Source organism: Chitinophaga sp. CB10 (assembly GCA_001870995.2).
In the GTDB taxonomy this organism is placed as follows: domain Bacteria; phylum Bacteroidota; class Bacteroidia; order Chitinophagales; family Chitinophagaceae; genus Chitinophaga.
On sequence record MLAV02000003.1, the window covers coordinates 314875 to 330637 of the forward strand.

13 protein-coding genes are annotated in these 15763 nt (G+C 50.0%); 7 read left to right on the forward strand and 6 right to left on the reverse strand.

What is annotated here, in order from left to right:
• The first annotated feature begins 102 nt into the window (after window positions 1-102).
• The 3 genes from mqnC to BOC67_RS06730 all read left to right on the forward strand — a co-directional run bounded on the left by mqnC (window position 103) and on the right by BOC67_RS06730 (window position 2711).
• A complete protein-coding gene (mqnC, locus tag BOC67_RS06720; protein WP_291908515.1) occupies window positions 103-1227 on the forward strand; it encodes a cyclic dehypoxanthinyl futalosine synthase in 1125 nt (374 codons plus the stop codon).
• A 228-nt stretch (window positions 1228-1455) separates the two neighbouring features.
• Window positions 1456-2079 carry a hypothetical protein gene (locus BOC67_RS06725; protein ID WP_291908516.1) on the forward strand — a complete coding sequence of 208 codons (624 nt, stop codon included), beginning with the start codon at window positions 1456-1458 and terminating at the stop codon, window positions 2077-2079.
• Window positions 2080-2168: 89 nt separating this feature from the next.
• On the forward strand, window positions 2169-2711 hold the full coding sequence (locus BOC67_RS06730; RefSeq protein ID WP_291908517.1) for a GNAT family protein: 543 nt from the start codon (window positions 2169-2171) through the stop codon (window positions 2709-2711).
• Here BOC67_RS06730 and BOC67_RS06735 read toward each other — a convergent pair.
• Together BOC67_RS06735 and BOC67_RS06740 are read right to left on the reverse strand one after the other, a co-directional pair.
• On the reverse strand, window positions 2705-4159 hold the full coding sequence (locus tag BOC67_RS06735; RefSeq protein WP_291908518.1) for an amino acid permease: 1455 nt from the start codon (window positions 4157-4159) through the stop codon (window positions 2705-2707). The genes BOC67_RS06730 and BOC67_RS06735 overlap by 7 nt on opposite strands.
• A gap of 138 nt (window positions 4160-4297) precedes the next feature.
• Window positions 4298-5167: a TIM barrel protein gene (locus BOC67_RS06740; protein ID WP_291908519.1), complete on the reverse strand. Its 870-nt coding sequence runs from the start codon at window positions 5165-5167 to the stop codon at window positions 4298-4300.
• Between the two features lie 194 nt (window positions 5168-5361).
• On the opposite strand from BOC67_RS06740, the gene BOC67_RS06745 reads away from it, so the two are divergent.
• Entirely contained in the window at window positions 5362-5652 is a 291-nt protein-coding gene (locus BOC67_RS06745; RefSeq protein WP_291908521.1) for a hypothetical protein, read from the forward strand.
• Between the two features lie 83 nt (window positions 5653-5735).
• Here the strand turns inward: BOC67_RS06745 and BOC67_RS06750 are convergent, their stop codons facing one another.
• The 3 genes from BOC67_RS06750 to BOC67_RS06760 form a co-directional block, all read right to left on the reverse strand.
• Window positions 5736-7496 carry a carboxypeptidase-like regulatory domain-containing protein gene (locus BOC67_RS06750; protein WP_291908523.1) on the reverse strand — a complete coding sequence of 587 codons (1761 nt, stop codon included), beginning with the start codon at window positions 7494-7496 and terminating at the stop codon, window positions 5736-5738.
• Window positions 7497-7637: 141 nt separating this feature from the next.
• Window positions 7638-10541 (reverse strand): outer membrane beta-barrel family protein, encoded by a 2904-nt coding sequence (locus BOC67_RS06755; protein WP_291908525.1) that lies wholly within the window; start codon window positions 10539-10541, stop codon window positions 7638-7640.
• A 40-nt stretch (window positions 10542-10581) separates the two neighbouring features.
• Entirely contained in the window at window positions 10582-11412 is an 831-nt protein-coding gene (locus BOC67_RS06760) for a GLPGLI family protein (protein ID WP_291908527.1), read from the reverse strand.
• A 141-nt stretch (window positions 11413-11553) separates the two neighbouring features.
• On the opposite strand from BOC67_RS06760, the gene BOC67_RS06765 reads away from it, so the two are divergent.
• Window positions 11554-13002 (forward strand): HAMP domain-containing sensor histidine kinase, encoded by a 1449-nt coding sequence (locus tag BOC67_RS06765; protein WP_291908529.1) that lies wholly within the window; start codon window positions 11554-11556, stop codon window positions 13000-13002.
• Window positions 13003-13019: 17 nt separating this feature from the next.
• Window positions 13020-13703 carry a response regulator transcription factor gene (locus tag BOC67_RS06770; RefSeq protein ID WP_291908531.1) on the forward strand — a complete coding sequence of 228 codons (684 nt, stop codon included), beginning with the start codon at window positions 13020-13022 and terminating at the stop codon, window positions 13701-13703.
• Here the strand turns inward: BOC67_RS06770 and BOC67_RS06775 are convergent.
• Window positions 13700-14554 (reverse strand): sensor histidine kinase, encoded by an 855-nt coding sequence (locus BOC67_RS06775; RefSeq protein WP_291908534.1) that lies wholly within the window; start codon window positions 14552-14554, stop codon window positions 13700-13702. The genes BOC67_RS06770 and BOC67_RS06775 overlap by 4 nt on opposite strands.
• Window positions 14555-14728: 174 nt before the next feature.
• Here BOC67_RS06775 and BOC67_RS06780 point away from each other — a divergent pair, with 174 nt between their 5' ends.
• Complete coding sequence (locus tag BOC67_RS06780) at window positions 14729-15757, forward strand: phenylalanine--tRNA ligase subunit alpha (RefSeq protein ID WP_291908538.1); 1029 nt, start codon at window positions 14729-14731, stop codon at window positions 15755-15757.
• Window positions 15758-15763: the final 6 nt, after the last annotated feature.

The following is a 15763-nucleotide window of genomic DNA, read 5'->3' on the forward strand; positions in this document are numbered from 1 at the left end:
TTACGGACGGTATAATAATTACTTGCGCAATCAATCGCATTAGATATATGCAATTACACTACCTTTGTTTCGGTTTAGCCGTCAACTTTTAAGGAAAGCACAATGGAACTACAGGATTTATACAAAAAGGCGCAACAATTTGAATTCCTGACAGCAGAGGAAGGAGTATTCATGTTTGAGAACGCGCCGTTGGCAGAGCTGATGCACATCGCCAACGAGCTGCGCAAAATACAGGTGCCTCATGGTAAAGTGACCTGGCAGATAGACAGGAACGTTAACACCACCAACGTATGCACTGCCAACTGCAAGTTTTGTAATTTTTACCGCATCCCCGGTCACCCGGAAGCCTATATCACCGGCATCGACGAATATAAGCGTAAGATTGAGGAAACCCTGAAATACGGCGGCGATCAGCTGCTGTTACAGGGCGGTCACCATCCTGAGCTGGGGCTCAGCTTTTATGTGGACCTGTTTAAGCAATTGAAACAGCTCTACCCTACCCTGCGTTTGCACACCCTCGGCCCCCCCGAGGTAGCTCATATTACCAAGCTGGAAAAAAGCACCCATATCGAAGTGCTGAAAGCGCTGAAGGAAGCGGGTATGGACAGCCTTCCCGGCGCCGGTGCTGAAATCCTGAACGACCGTGTACGCCGCCTGATCTCCAAGGGTAAATGCGGCGCGCAGGAATGGCTGGACGTAATGCGTGCCGCCCATAAGCTCAACATTGCCTCCTCCGCTACCATGATGTTCGGCCACGTGGAAACCGTGCTGGAACGCTTCGAACACCTGGTAGACATCCGCCAGGTACAGAGCGAAAAGCCGGAAGGCCACTATGGCTTCACCGCCTTCATCCCATGGACCTTCCAGGATGTGGACACGCTCCTGGCCCGTATCCGTGGCGTGCATAACATGACCACTGCGGAAGAATATATCCGCATGATCGCCATGAGCCGCATCATGCTGCCGAATATCAAAAACATCCAGGCATCCTGGCTTACCGTAGGTAAGCAGGTAGCGCAATTGTGCCTGCATGCCGGCGCTAACGACTTCGGGTCTATCATGATCGAAGAAAACGTAGTAAGCGCTGCCGGCGCGCCGCACCGCTTTACCTACAAATCCATGCAGGAAGCGATCCGCGAAGCGGGATTCGAACCGCAGCTCCGTACGCAATTGTACGAGTTCAGGGAAATCCCGGCCAGCATCGAAGAACAGGTGATTAATTACTAATAATTATACCGGCAATTGCCGTAAATAAGGGTTGCGCCGCAGGCGCAACCCTTATTTTTTACCCCTTCCCCGCGGGAGCTGGAAAACTTGAAAAGAAGGCGGAAATAAATTGTTCATTAGCAAGACATTAACAACTCTAAAAATATTGTTAAAACCAGCAGGCAGATGTTACAAATCAGCCCCTTCTCCGTCTAACAGGTACACACATACTAAATCAAAGGAGGGTATATGAAAAAGCTGGGTTTAATGATAGCAGCCATTGCGATTTTTGCAACGGCATGTACAAGCACAAAAGTTACTTCCTCATGGAGAGCGAATGATGCGCAAAAAATTCAGAAAGACCAGAAGGTAATGGTGATTGCCCTGGTGCCTGAAAAGGACCGCACGCTCCGCAGCCAGATGGAAAATTATACGGTAACTGAGTTGAGAAGGAAAGGATATAACGCTGTTTCCGCATTCCAGGAATACGGCCCGCAGGGATTTGGTAAAATGGGTGAAAAACAGGTGGTGAACAAGCTGAAGAACAGCGGCGCCAACCAGGTACTCACCATTGTAATGCTGGAAAAAGGTAAAGAGAAACAATTTGTTCCGGGCTCCATATATTCCCCTTACGGATATTATGGTTTCTGGCCTTACTACTCCTGGTACAACAGGATGTACGCCCCTGGCTACATCGCTGTAAATACCAAATACCAGTGGGAAGGTAACCTTTACGATTTGCAGAGCGGACAGCTGTTGTATTCCGTACAGTCCAGGTCTTTCGATCCGCCAACCACCGAAAGGATGGCCGTGTTGTATGCGCAACAGGTGGTGAAAGATATGGCGCGGCAGCAGTTACTGGCCAACAACTAAGAAATTTGTGCCCATGCAAAAAAGCGGGAACGGCGCCATGCTGTTCCCGCTTTTTTTTGTAAGTTAGCCCCCTTTATTCCTTTCCCGCTATGATTGAGCTACCAGTAAACGATGAAATATACCTGAAACAACTACAGCCACTGGATGCTCCCGCACTCTATCAGCAGCTGGACGTTTCCCGTAAACACCTGCGGAAATTTTTACCCTGGGTAGACTACAATACAAAAGAGGAACACAGCCTCCGTTTTATTGAAATGATGCAACGCAAGGCAGAGGAGCAGGAGGCCGTCGCCTTCGGCATCTGGTACCGTAACGCCTTCTGCGGCGTGATCGACATCCACAGCTGGGACCGGGAATTGCATATTGCGGAAATCGGTTACTGGGTGGGAACGGCTTTCCAGGGCAAAGGCATCGCTACCGCCGCCGCAAAAGCCGTAATCAGCTTTGCTTTTAAGCAATTACATCTCAACAAAATAGAAATCCGCTTTGTGATGCAAAATGAGCGCAGCGGCCAGATCCCGATTAAGCTCGGATTCTGTAAAGAAGGCGTGCTCCGTTCCAGCGCCAAGCTGCATGGCCAGCTGGTGGACATGGTAGTCATGGGCATTCTCCGGGAAGACTGGCCTTACTGACCTATCGTCGCCCGTACCTTACTTCTCTTCTTTCCATACGCATAGTAGATGACCATACCCAGGGCCATCCAGATGATGAGGCGCAGCCAGGTGTCCAGCGGCAGCGAAACCATCATGGCCAGGCAGGAAACAATGCCGAGAATTGGCACCACTGGCACCCATGGGGTACGGAATGCCCTTGGCGCATCCGGCATGGTGTACCGCATGATCCATACGCCCGCGCATACGATCACGAAGGCCAGGAGCGTGCCTATGCTGGTCATCTCCCCTACTACCTTCAATGGTACAAAGGCGGCAAAAAGGCTGATAAAAATGCAGAAGAGGATATTGGATTTCCACGGGGTCCGGTAACGGGGATGGATATCGGAAAATATCTTTGGCAGCAACCCGTCTTTGGACATGGCGTAAAACACCCGGCTCTGGCCCAGCAGGTCCACCAGGATGACGGAAGTGTACCCCACGATGATGGCCAGCAGGATGGCCTGCCCCAGCCAGGTGTACGGCGTATGCGCGATAGCGATAGCCACCGGCGCGCCGCTGTCCTTAAATTCCTTATAAGGCGCCAGCCCGGTCATTACATGGGCAAATAATATAAAGAGGATAGTACATATGGCGAGAGAGCCGAGAATGCCTATAGGCATGTTCCTCCGTGGATTCTTTGTTTCCTGCGCGGCAGTACTGATGATGTCGAAGCCCAGGAAAACGAAAAATACGATACCGGCGCCTCTGAAGATTCCCGAAACGCCGAAGTCGCCAAAGTTCCCGGTATTGGCCGGAATGTAAGGCACGTGGTTGGCAGGATTGATATACTTCCAGCCCAGTGCGATGAAAACCAGTACCACACCCACTTTCAGCGATACTACTATCGCATTCCAGATGGCGGAGCCTTTAGTGCCCCGGATCAGTATGAGCGACATGAAAACTACTACCAGCGCGGCAGGCAGATTCATGATGCCGGACAGCGTTTGCCCGTTATGCGCCACAAATGTTTCAAATGGGGAATGCAGCCATCTTTCCGGCAGGTAGATGCCGTAGTTGTCCAGGAACTTCACCAGGTAGTTGGACCAGCTGATGGATACGGTAGCCGCGCCAACGGAAAATTCCAGCACAAGGTCCCACCCGATGATCCAGGCAAACAGCTCTCCCATGGTCGTATAGGCGTAGGTGTAAGCCGAGCCGGCAACGGGTATCATAGACGCAAATTCCGCATAGCAGAGCCCTGCAAAGGCGCAGCCGATGGCCGCTACTACAAACGACAAGGTTACGGCAGGCCCGGCGTGGTTTGCCGCAGCGATGCCGGTCAGGGAGAACAGGCCGGCGCCAATGATCACTCCCAGCCCCAGCATGGTGAGCTGAAAGGCGTTGAGCGTACGTTTCAGCGTTTTGGCGCTATCGTCTTCCGATTCTGCCAGCAGCCATGCCAGCGGCTTTTTGTAGTACTGTTTCATTATTACCCTACTTGATTTGTGGACTAATTGGCGGCAAAGGTAAGGGGCCGTACATAACAAACAAAATAAACATCCGTTTGACCGCTGTGGTTCAAACGGATGTTATTGGTATTTAATGAGATGGAAATAATAGCGAGGTTAGGCGATATCGCAGATATGCACGGCATCGCGGAGGGATGCCAGCTTATCGGTGTGTTTGGGAATGAATTCCTGCGCCACATACCCTTTGAAGCCGGTTTCGTAAATGGCTTTCATGATGGCAGGGTAATAGAGCTCCTGCGATTCGTCGATCTCATTACGACCCGGCACGCCGCCGGTATGGTAATGGGCGATGTACTGGTGGTGGTCGCGGATATTGCGGATCACATCCCCTTCCATGATCTGCATGTGGTAGATGTCGTACAGCAGCTTAAAGTTCTCCGAACCGAGGGATTTGCAGAGCGCTACGCCCCATGCGGTATGATCGCACTGGTAATCATGGTGGTCCACTTTACTATTGAGCAGCTCCATCACCAGGGTGACGTTTTTCTTTTCCGCATAACCGATGACGCGTTTCAGTCCTTTGGTGCAGTTATCGATACCCTGCTGGTCAGTCAGGCCGTTGCGGTTACCGGAAAAGCAGATCAGATTTTTAAAGCCCGCCTTTGCGGTAGCATCGATATATTCCTTGAAGTAAGCTTCCAGCTTATCGTGGTATTCCGGGTTGTTAAAACCCCGGGTAATTCCCCATTCGGGGCCGTTGCTGGCTACCATGGCGCAGGTAAGCCCGTGCTTCTTCAATACGTCGAAGTCCTTTGGATTTACCAGGTCAATGGAGGTAATTCCTATTTTTTTTGCAGCCTGGCAGAGTTCATCCAGTGAGATGTCGTTGTAGCACCATTGGCAAACGGAGTGGTTGATTTTTCCTTTCAGTTTTTCTTCCATAACGTTTTCATGTGCCGATACTCTGTTGGCCAGGGAAGTGATACCGGTGGTAGCAACCGCCATGGTGGCTACTTTCTTTATCATATCACGGCGTGAGTTATTCTGTGGCATAATAAGTGTTTAAAATACGATTAAAAATAGGTGAAATAAACCGTAAATGCAACCGGATTTGTTGCAACCGGAAAAGTTGCCGGCTGAAGCGCTGGAACTGCCTAAAATCCTACCTTTGTTAAAGTTGGTAAGTAATTTGTTTATGTATTGAAAAGCGGAGGTTGAATATGGATAAAAAGTACACCCCCAAATTATGGATCTGCGTGGTGCTCGACCTGTTAGGGTGCGCCAGTTATGCAGTCCCCGTTTTAGGCGAAGTAGCCGATATTGTTTGGGCCCCGGTTGCTGCCATTATTTTCTACCGCCTCTTCGGCGGTACCTTAGGTTCCTTCGGCAGCATGTTTACCTTTATAGAAGAGCTTTTTCCGGGAACAGATTTCATCCCTACTTTCACATTATCATGGGTGATCAGGCGCATATTTGTGGCACAGGAGCGCAGCAGTGTGGTTTCAAGGTGACGCTGCCCGCCATTTATGCAGGGTCCTTACATAAAACGAGGGTGTATCAAACTCTGATACACCCTCGTTTCTTATTTAGCGTTTTATTGCCTGCGCTGTATTTTGAAAGTACCATTAATAGGTAGCTTGCTGGAAGGAACAGTAGTGGAATCATCTACCGTACCGGAAATGGTGCCTGATAAATATTGACCGGGATTGGCTGTTTGGGTAATTGTAACAGTGATATCACTCCTATAATACCGGTTATTTAACCGTATGCTCTGGGTTATAGGAGTATGGGCGCCTGCATCCAGGCTGTTGATCTGCCAGAAAATATCATCTGCGAAGCCGCTTTTTCTACTGAAGGAAAACGAATGGATATTATTATAACTACTTAGGGTGGCAGAATCGGCAATACTGTTCAGCGAGTAGGTTGTACCGGATAAATTCACAGAAATACTGCTAAACTGTACTTCGTCACATGCTGAAAGATTAACGTTGTAACTACCGGTGGATACTACGATGTCGCTGGCGGCCTGTTTGGAATTGTCAAGATCCGTAACGATTACGTTAGCAATGACGTCGCCCTGCTGGCAACGGAGTATGCTCAGTTTATACTTACCATCTTTGATAGTGCCAGCATACCTGATACTGTCAAGCGTTACTACAACTACACCGTTGTTAACCGCTGTGCCGGCACAGGTATTGACAGTTCCGCTGATATTCGTAAGATCGTTAACGGGTATATTAATCGTAAGTGCGCCTGCATCGGTATCCCTGGTAAACGGCCCTACTGCCTGACCTTGAAACTCCTGACCACAACGATTTTTCACGGAGAGGGTAAGGGTTTCATTGGTTGGGATCATGCCGGACACCATCCCGTTTATATCCGTATTGCCGTAGCCGGTAGAGCCGTTGGGGCGCGTTATCAGTACTTGCGAGTTGGCCAAAGGCGCGCCAAACTGGTCCTTCAGCGCTACTTTGAAGTTCACCACCGGGAACTGCGCATCACAATTCCAGAAAGAAAAATGCTTCACCTTACCGATATAACTATCGCCAGATTTTGTCGCGCTGCCTTCTTCTTTCCAGAGGCCATCTTTTTCATCAAAATGCCAGAGCGGAATAGTACCGGGTGCAGTGGCCTGTAACGATGCAGGGATGGTCATTTTGATCTCTACTTCTTTAAGCCCGTTCAGGTGAAGCGCTTCGCCGGTTTCGCTTTGCAGCTCCACGGCCATCATCCCGAAGGACTGGAGGCCCACCTCTTCGTTTTTGTTATTGACGCCACGCAGGTCGCCGGGGAGCATTTTCCCAAATTCGGGATGTTCGGGATTGATAGGCGCATATATCAGGGATACCGTGCCGGTATAAGGCTGGTTTTTACTATCCAGCACCATGCCGGGGCCGAAGGTAAACCGGGCGTTGCTGGCGGTTACTACGCCGCCTTTGCCGGCATCAAAAGCGCCTGCCACCTTTTTGGGCAGCAGCATGATTTGTACAAACTGGATCTGATTTTTTCCTGTTATCACGATGGTGCGGTTACCACTGAAATAACCGGGTTTATTAACCTTTACCACGGCGGCGGCTTCCGTCATTTTCGCATTGGCGATGAGGAAAGCGCCGGCAGCATTTGTAACGGCCCTGCCATCGCCACAGGTAACCATTGCGCCTTGTACCGGGTCATTGTTTTCATCCACGATGATCCCCTGTATGCCGGCCTCGGTTTGCCTGGTGGAAATGGGGGAAGGCTGATTGGTTACGGGAGGTTCGGGGTTGAGCGGATAATCGCGCTCAATGCTGGTTTTATCACAACCTGAAAGGATAGCCAGGAGGAAAGCCAGGGATAACAGAAAATACTTACTCATAGGTTATAGTTGATACTTACCGGGCAAAGGTAGAATATAAAATATAACTTTATTTCATGATAAGATTGCGGTACAAACCATAAAAAAACCTGTCAGGACTATCCTGACAGGTTCGGTAAATATTAGTACTACTAAGGCCTTTTAGAATCGTCCGCCAGGGCGGAAACCGCCTCCCCCGCCAGGACCCTGGAACATGCGTATGTTGCGCTCCATGCCTCTTTCCATCGTGCGCTGCCTGTCGCCCCCGCGGTTGTTGGCGCCGCCAAACCTGTTCAGGAAGTAGGTAACGCTCAGCATAAAGTACTGTTGCAGCACATTGGACCGGGTATCGCGGATGAAGTTATCCGTAACAGAACGGGATATGGAGGCATACTGCCGCAGCAGGTCGAAGCCCTGCAGCTTCACCAGTAATTGTTTTTTAGGGAGGAAATATTTGGCCACATTGGCATTCCAGAGCGTAGAGCCGATATTGTTACCATCGGTTAAGCCGGTTGTCATAATGTAGTTAATATCTGATCCTACCATGAAACCCAATGGCAGCGTAACATTTACGTCCCCGTTAAGGGTATATTTCAGGTAATTGGCATTGGAAGATTTGGTGAGGGAATAACGGATAATGTTATACGAAATACTACCGCCGGCAGAGAGGTCCAGCCACTCCTTCAGCATATAGTTCACGTTGGCGTTTTGTGACAGCACGAGGGTGTTGCTGAAATTCTTCTGCATATCGTTAAACGACACGTCTTTATCATAGGAAATGTTGGTTCCGGTATTCATGTTCTGGCCCGGCGTTTTGGACAGCGGGATGGAGTTATGCATACTGGCGTTGATGCTGTAATAACCGTTTACGTTTACCGGCATGCTGATCGTTTTACCGGTAACGGAATCATAGCGGTTCGCATTAATGATCTTATTGGTTCCAAAATTGGAATTCACCTGCACAAACATGCCTGTGAAATTCTGGAAGTTGAAGGTGTTGTAGTTAACGCTGATCGTGTTGTTGTACGCGGGTTTCAGGTTAGGGTTACCCTGCTGGATATACAACGCGTCGCTATTATCGGGTACCGGTTGCAGCTGTTGCACCGTAGGCTGCGTGGTGTTACCGTTATAGTTTATTTTCAGGCGTTTGTTTTTGGAGAAAGTGTAATTGAAATAGGCATTCGGCGCAAAGTTTACGGTACGTTGCGTGATGGTGCTATCTCTCTTTGTCCGGAAGGAATAGGTATTGTTATCCAGGTGGTTGAACACCACATCCAAACCGATGCTGTAGTCATACTTGAGCTTCACCGTGCGGATGGCCAGGCCAGCGCTCTGATTGATGGTACTGTTATCGAAGATATTACTCAGCGAATCGTTGCGGTGCGTGTATTCATCCTTGACGGCATCATGATCGTAGGTAAAGCGCTCCGCATTGCTCTTGTAATGCGTGATGCCGTAGTTTACTTCCAGGTAGTTATCCTTGAATAAAGGCTCTGAATAAGTAGCCTTCAACGACATATTCCTGCTGTTGCTGTTGTTGGTGCTGCGCTGGTTATAAGCGGAATCCCTGCGGGCGCCATTGTTGTAAAACACCGTGTTGGAAATAACGGTGGATACCTGGTTGTTGGTATTGTCGTTATAACCCAGGTTGATACTGAATGCGCGGCCTTTCTTTTTGAAACGTTGCCGGTAGAGGAGTTGCCCGCCGAAGGTGGAAGTGTTGCCCTGCCCTTCGTTACGGGTGATACCACTGTTGATCGTGTCTTTATTATTGCTCGCCAGCGTCGTGTAATCGTTGAAAGAGGTGTTGTTGGCATTCGTCAGCGAATACGTGGGCGTAAACACGATGGAGTGGAATGAGTCGATATTGTATTCCATCCGTACGTTGAAGCGGTTGTTCGCATTCTCTGTATTGGATGCGCTGTTAGTGTACTGGTAGTTGGAATAGCTGGGCTGAATGTTTTGCTGGGTGGTGCTTTGCAGCACGTTTACCTTGCTGTCGTTAAAGAAATAGCTGCCATTCAGCGTCAGTTTATCCGTATAGGTTTGATTGAAGTTGATACCTGCATTCCAGTTGCTGGTAATACCGGCCGGTACGCTGGTGCTGCCGCCCCCGCCGAATCCGCCGCCACCACGGCCGCCGCCCCCGCCGCCGGCAATTCTCATTCCACCGCGGCCGCCGCCTCCGCCGAAGCTCATCTGGCCTTGTGGGCTGAAGCCGAGGTTGTTCACGTTATTGCCGCCGCCAAGAACGGACATTTGCTGGTTTTCCCGGAAGCGGTTGATGTTGGCAGTGAGGCCATAGCGGCTGTCCGTACCATAGCCCGCGGTACCGCGGCCAAATACGCCTTTGCGTTTATCTTTCTTGATAACGATGTTGATGGCTTTTTCAGTCTGCCCGTCATCGATCTGCGTGAATTCTGCCTGGTCGGATTTTTTATCGATCACCTGCACTTTATCGATGATATTGGCAGGCAGGTTTTTAGTCGCGAGTTTGGGATCATTGCCAAAGAAGGGCTTACCGTCTACCAGTACTTTGGTAACGGTCTGGCCTTGTGCGGTAATACCGCCGTCCTTATCTACCACCACGCCGGGTAATTTCTTCAGGAGGTCCTCCACTACTGCGTTTTCCCGGGTTTTAAATGCGTCTGCATTAAATTCCAGGGTGTCTTTTTTGATAACGATAGGCGGTTTTTCTTCCAGGATTTCTACGCCTTTCAGGTCTACGCCGGTATGTTCCATGGCAAGGTTGCCAAGGGTAATAAGTTTATTCTCAGGGGTGATGTTGATTGGTTTATAAACTGATTTATAGCCCATGAAGCTCAGGAAGAGGCGATAGGAGCCTTCAGGGATGCCGGTAAACTCAAAGTTTCCTTTATCATCAGAAATAGCGGTATTGGCAACGGAGGAGTCTTTAGCATGCAATAGAACGACAGTGGCAGCGGGCAACGCTTCTTTGGTTGTCTGGTCGGTTAGTTGGCCTTTAATCTTTCCTTGTGACGACTGAGCATGGGCGCCAATGACGCCCAAACTCAATACCAGCAAGATGCTTAGAAGTTTCTTCATATAGTGAATAGCAGGAAAGTTGGAAAGTTATTAATGTTTTTTAGTTCTGTTGTTGCCGCTTACGTAATTTTTCCATCTCTGCCCTGCGTATATCTCTCAATTCTTCGGGGGTTACTTTCTGTGCATCAGCGGGCACGGAAAGATCAGTATCCGTAACGGGTTTCAGGGAAATCTTCTTTGCGGTGAACGAACGGGAACTACTCTCTGCGGATAATACCACAGCATTGCTATCAGGCAGCAGGCCATTAATTGGCGAATAGCTGAAAGGCAATTCTGTAGTGTACCACACTGTATATGTTTCATCTTTCAGCTTAACAGTGGCCTTTTTGCAGGTATAGCCAGCGATCTTTTTAGTTTTATCACTGCGCTCTGCATTTGGGGCAATCACATAGTCTTCCTCTGATAGATACGTTTTCTTTTCGTCTCCGGATGTCGAAAACAGCGTTTCGTACTTTTTATTTTTAAGATCTACGAGCTGGCCGCCACCAAATCCCCTTTGCGGGCCAAATCCGCCAAACCCACCAGGTCCACCGCCCGGCCTGCCCTGGCCGCCTGCGCCATCCGGGCGCTGCCAGCGTTGCCGTGCCGTATCGCCGTCCGGGTTCCTTCTGCCGCCGAAGCCCTGGCCGCCAAAATCCGGCCGGTCGGTGGTCAGTTTGCCTATCCCGTTATTGAAAGTGAAATGCTGCTGCAGGGTGATGACATTGGGAATATCGCCTCCTTCCCCATTGCCGCCCTGGAAGCGGGCCATACGGGCGGGGTCTATCCGTTGGGTGACTTCATAGTCTATAACGCCTGATTGTTGTGCAAACAGGGCGGAGGAAACCGGCAGCATGGCGGCTGCCATAATCAGTCGGGGTATCAGATTCATAATCGCTAATTTTTATATGCAAAAATCTTCATTCATCCAGTGATTAAGCGTTAAAAAGCATTATTTACTGTTAATTATTGTTAAGGTTTTGGCCGCTTTCCGGGCGGATTAGATAGCTTTGTTGTAACTCAAAGTCAATTAATGCGCCAACGTATCCGAATTATTCTGACCCTCATGATCGTCTGTATCCTTGGAATTTTTCTTTTCCAGGGGTACTGGCTCTATAATTCATATAAGCTCAACCAGGACCAATTCGATAAAGAAATTAACGACGCATTAAGAAATGCCGTCTTTAACCAGAACTTTCAGGACGTCCGCCGCTATATCAGGTACTATGGAAAAGACAGGGATTCGGTAAAAAAGCCCATCAAAGGGTATGTGATGCAGTTGGAAGAGATTGGCATGCCGAGGGAAAACAGACCCCCTTCCAAAGCCAGGATAATGCGTATGGAGGATTCCATGCGCCCGGGGCGCCACGAAGGGCCGCCACCCCGGTTGTTCGCCGATACGCTGGCCCGCCAGATATCGGAATACCTGGTTACAAACCATTACAATGATAGTGCCGCTTTGATCAAACTGGATTCCTCCTTCAAGGCAGAGTTAAGCAGCCGGCAGATCATACCCAAATACAAGCTGGATACCTTTCATATGAGCTTCAGCGGATTTGAAAGAGGCAGCTTCAGGGATAGCATCCGGCGCCGCGAGCCCGGGCAGACCCGCAAGATTCCCGTAAACCCTAATACAAATCTTTTCGTACAGGCGACGTTTGAATCGCCCCTGGAATTCATCATTCAAAAAATGCTCGGCACCCTGGTGGCTTCCGTGATATTACTGGTGCTGATTATCCTCTCTTTCGTGTACATGCTGCGCACTATCCTGAAGCAAAAGCGCTTGTCGGAAGTGAAAAATGATTTCATCAACAATATGACGCACGAGCTGAAAACGCCCGTGGCTACAGTATCGGCGGCAGTGGAAGCGCTACAGAATTTCAATGCCCTGAACGATCCACAGAAAACGCAACGGTATCTCGCCATATCAAAACATGAACTGCAGCGGCTTTCAGACCTGGTTGAAAAAGTATTGCATATAGCCGTGGAGGAAAAGGAAGAAATTGAACTGTTCCGGGAAGAAACGGACCTCAATGACATCATCGACAACATCCTTTCCAATCACCAGATCAAGTCCACTCCGCTGCAACTACGATATGACAACAATCTGAAACGCGAAACTGTTTACGTCGATAAAACGCATATCTCCAACGCGATCAATAACCTGATCGACAACGCCATCAAATACTCCGGGGAAACGCCTGTCGTACACATCCGCGTATGGGAGGAGAAAGGTATGCTGAAGATCCGCGTAAAAGACAATGGCATCGGCATTCCGAAGGTGTACCAGGATAGCATCTGGGATAAATTTTTCCGCGTGCCTACCGGGAATATTCACAACGTAAAAGGCTTCGGCCTTGGCCTCAGCTACGTGAAAAAGATCGTGGAGCTGCATGGCGGTACCATCAGCGTTCACAGCGAGCCGGAAAAAGGCAGTGAGTTTACCATCACGATCCCGGCATCGAAATCCGCATTAAAATAACTGATCCAAATTACTATATGGCAAAAGTATTACTGATCGAAGATGAATGGCAGCTCGGACAAATTGTGAAAGACAGTCTGGAAATGCGCGGCTTCCATATGCTCTATGCCTCCGATGGCAAAGAGGGCCTGCAGCTGTTTAACCAGGAGCATCCGGATGTGGTAGTGCTGGATATCATGATGCCCCATATGGATGGCTTTTCCGTGACCACGGAAATCAGGAAAGTGGATAAGTACACTCCCATCATCTTCCTGACGGCAAAATCCCAGACGGTGGACGTGGTAAAAGGCTTTGAACTGGGCGGGAACGACTACCTCAAGAAACCTTTCAGCATGGATGAGCTGATCGTTCGGATCAAAGCTCTGTTGAAGCGCTTTGACGACCAGCCGGTGCGCAACCTGGAAGAAGGCGCCGTGGCCATTGGTCAGTACATGTTCAACTACGCCAAACAAACCCTTACGCGTAACAATACTACCGAGTTCCTCTCCCACCGCGAGGCGGAAATCCTGCGCCGGCTATACGATCACCGCAACGAGGTAATGGAGCGGAAAGCCGTACTGCTGGACCTCTGGGGCGATGATAACTTTTTCAACGCCCGCAGCATGGATGTGTTTATTACAAAGCTGCGCCGCTACCTGAAAGATGATACGAAAGTGCAGATCGTCAATATCCGCGGCGTGGGTTATAAGCTGATATTTTAGGCGGTGAGCGCCTCCTGCATGGCTGCACTCACTTCAAACGTGATGCTAACCCGGGTGCCTTCCGGGGCATTGCTGGCATCGGTAAGGTCTTCTATCTCGATATTACATTTGGAGTTAAAGGTATTCTTATAAAGCTCTATCCTTTCCAGGCATATTTCCATGCCTTTGGACTGGTGCGGCGCGCCCGCTTTCAGGTCCACATTACAACGGAGCGCAGCCAGGTTCCTGCCGATGCCGTTATCTTCCACTTCGCAGTGTAACAGGTTGTCGCCCAGGTGTTTCCACCGGACGGACACATGCCTGTTCCCTTCTTCCTTGGTCATGAGGCCGTGCCAGATGGCGTTTTCCAGGAAAGGTTGGATGAGCATTCCGGGCACCAGGGTGTCCTGCGGACTGATAGCGGGATCGGTGTACAGCGTATAGTCGAACGCGTCGTTGGTGCGCAGCCTTTCGAGGCGGAGGTAATAGTCCAGCATTTCCATCTCTTCCCGCAGGGAAATGAGGTTCCTGCCGGAAAGCATCAGTACCATGCGTAATAACCTTGCAAAGCCGGAGATATATTCCTTTGCCCGGGCGTTTTCGCCGGTGATGACGGCGCTATGTATCCCGTTGAGGCAGTTGAAAACAAAGTGGGGGTTGATTTGGGATTTGAGAGAAGTCAGCTTTATGTCTGCCAGCTGCCTGCGTAAGAGGGCCACTTCCGTGGTCAGGAAGTTACAGCGCGTTGCGGCCGCCTGCAGGTCCACCCGCGCTTGTAGCAGCTGGCGGCGGCTGCGGAAGTACAGCACAGCGCATACTACCATTGCGGCAGTAACGGCAAAGAGTGACAGGATATATAGCTCAGCAGACATATGGTGATTTGCGACTGAAAATATACGACTTTTCAGGTGTATTAGCACTTTTTGCCCTCCGGCAGAGGGCTGCCGGGGCCCTTTTCCCGGCAGACGGGAAGGGCTTTTACAGCGGGCTTAAACCTCTCCCGGAAAAAACCTAAAAAATGTCCTAAACACTTATCTTTGTTGTTTATGGAACAGTTAGTACAGCAAATAGCCACTCACAAGGAAGAAATAATGGGCTTCACCCCTGCTTCGGCGGCGGACCTGGAGCAATACCGCATAAAGTATCTCGGGACCAAAGGCATCGTGAAAGCCCTTTTCGGGGAAATGAAGCAGGTGCCTAACGACCGCAAAAAGGAATTCGGACAGATTTTAAATGAATTCAAGCAGCTGGCAGAGGCCAGGTACGAGCAGTTTGCCGACCTGAAAGAAACTGCCGGCGCTGTGGCAGCAGACGTGGATTTTACCCTGCCGGCAGAGCCGCACCGCCTGGGTACCCGTCATCCTATCAGCCTGGTACGCAACAAAATCATACATATTTTCGAACGCCTGGGCTTCACCATTGCGGAAGGCCCGGAGATCGAGGACGACTGGCATAACTTCACGGCGTTGAACCTGCCGGAGAACCACCCTGCCCGCGATATGCAGGATACGTTCTTCATCAGTAAAAATCCGGACTGGCTGCTCAGAACGCAGACTTCCTCCGCGCAGGTGCGCGTCATGGAAGAGGGCAAGCTGCCTATCCGTATCATCAGCCCGGGCCGCGTGTACAGGAATGAAACCATTTCCGCGCGCGCGCACTGCTTCTTCCACCAGGTGGAGGGACTCTATATCGACGAAAACGTATCTTTTGCGGACCTGAAGCAAACGCTTTATCATTTCGTAAAAGAGATGTTCGGGGAAAACACCGGCATCCGTTTCCGTCCTTCCTACTTCCCGTTCACAGAGCCAAGCGCCGAAATGGATATTTCCTGCTTCATCTGCGGCGGCACCGGCTGTAATGTGTGTAAACAAACCGGCTGGGTAGAAATCCTCGGCTGCGGTATGGTACACCCTAAAGTACTGGCCAACTGCGGCATAGACCCGGAAAAATACACCGGCTTCGCTTTTGGTATGGGTATAGAACGCATTACCATGCTCAAATACCAGATCAAAGACCTCCGTCTCTTCTCGGAAAACGATACCCGTTTCCTGGAGCAGTTTCAGGGGACAGTATAAAGTACA

What these genes read in the sequence shown, in the direction of transcription:
- mqnC (WP_291908515.1), top strand. Translation starts at nt 103, where the DNA reads ATGGAACTACAGGATTTATACAAAAAGGCGCAACAATTTGAATTCCTG.
- BOC67_RS06725 (WP_291908516.1), top strand. Translation starts at nt 1,456, where the DNA reads ATGAAAAAGCTGGGTTTAATGATAGCAGCCATTGCGATTTTTGCAACG.
- BOC67_RS06730 (WP_291908517.1), top strand. Translation starts at nt 2,169, where the DNA reads ATGATTGAGCTACCAGTAAACGATGAAATATACCTGAAACAACTACAG.
- BOC67_RS06735 (WP_291908518.1), bottom strand. Translation starts at nt 4,159, where the DNA reads ATGAAACAGTACTACAAAAAGCCGCTGGCATGGCTGCTGGCAGAATCG.
- BOC67_RS06740 (WP_291908519.1), bottom strand. Translation starts at nt 5,167, where the DNA reads ATGATAAAGAAAGTAGCCACCATGGCGGTTGCTACCACCGGTATCACT.
- BOC67_RS06745 (WP_291908521.1), top strand. Translation starts at nt 5,362, where the DNA reads ATGGATAAAAAGTACACCCCCAAATTATGGATCTGCGTGGTGCTCGAC.
- BOC67_RS06750 (WP_291908523.1), bottom strand. Translation starts at nt 7,496, where the DNA reads ATGAGTAAGTATTTTCTGTTATCCCTGGCTTTCCTCCTGGCTATCCTT.
- BOC67_RS06755 (WP_291908525.1), bottom strand. Translation starts at nt 10,541, where the DNA reads ATGAAGAAACTTCTAAGCATCTTGCTGGTATTGAGTTTGGGCGTCATT.
- BOC67_RS06760 (WP_291908527.1), bottom strand. Translation starts at nt 11,412, where the DNA reads ATGAATCTGATACCCCGACTGATTATGGCAGCCGCCATGCTGCCGGTT.
- BOC67_RS06765 (WP_291908529.1), top strand. Translation starts at nt 11,554, where the DNA reads ATGCGCCAACGTATCCGAATTATTCTGACCCTCATGATCGTCTGTATC.
- BOC67_RS06770 (WP_291908531.1), top strand. Translation starts at nt 13,020, where the DNA reads ATGGCAAAAGTATTACTGATCGAAGATGAATGGCAGCTCGGACAAATT.
- BOC67_RS06775 (WP_291908534.1), bottom strand. Translation starts at nt 14,554, where the DNA reads ATGTCTGCTGAGCTATATATCCTGTCACTCTTTGCCGTTACTGCCGCA.
- BOC67_RS06780 (WP_291908538.1), top strand. Translation starts at nt 14,729, where the DNA reads ATGGAACAGTTAGTACAGCAAATAGCCACTCACAAGGAAGAAATAATG.